A 720-nucleotide genomic window follows, 5' to 3' on the forward strand; every position below is an offset into this window, starting at 1 on the left:
GCTTTATAGGTAACTATAAAGCGGTTTTTTTATTTTGGGGGACAGATTGGGGGACAGTTTAGGGGAGTTAAGAAATTTTACTCTGCAAATAGCATTTAAATAATTCTACCCATTCTATAAGCTTTGATAATGGGGTGATAACTAGTGCTTCCCAATCGCCTAAAGCATAAATGGAGAATAAAAGAGTAATAAGAAATAATATTAGTGAAATTCGTAATTCTAATTTACCTAGTTTTGGCTGGTCATTAGAAAAATTAGTATACCATGTTGTTAGAAACATCCAAGAAGTATTTAAAAAGAACATTCCTATTATTTTCCAAAGGACTGAAACTTGGGTTGTCCAAGGATATACTACTGACCCAATAAAGCTGAAGAATAAGAGTATATGGGTAAGCCCTTTGAAAACATTGCTTATCTTTTTCTTGAAGCTTCTTTTTGTATTTTCAGAGTTATAATCTTTAGTTAATTTAGTTGTTTTTTTCTCATCTATAACATATTGGACGTTCATGTTTAAGACATTTTTATATGGAATTACAAAGCAATCCCCCGGAATGTCTTTAAAAGTAATATTGTTTTCTTGGTCCTTTTTATATCGGAAGACCCCAGTCAAATACAAAGTGTCTAAATTCCCCTGAGGGCATAAACTATATTGAGTTAGATATCCAGTAAATAACTCATTTCCTTTTTCTCCATAGTTAATAAGAACATCTACAATTGTAG

General features: G+C 31.4%; 1 protein-coding gene. It reads right to left on the minus strand.

The window, feature by feature from the left end; translation table 11 throughout:
- Positions 1 to 67: 67 nt before the first annotated feature.
- A partial coding sequence (locus ACYVAA_RS22990) for a hypothetical protein (protein WP_460546444.1) occupies positions 68 to 720 on the minus strand: 653 nt, incomplete at its 5' end.

It is taken from the genome of Echinicola sediminis (assembly GCF_054777495.1).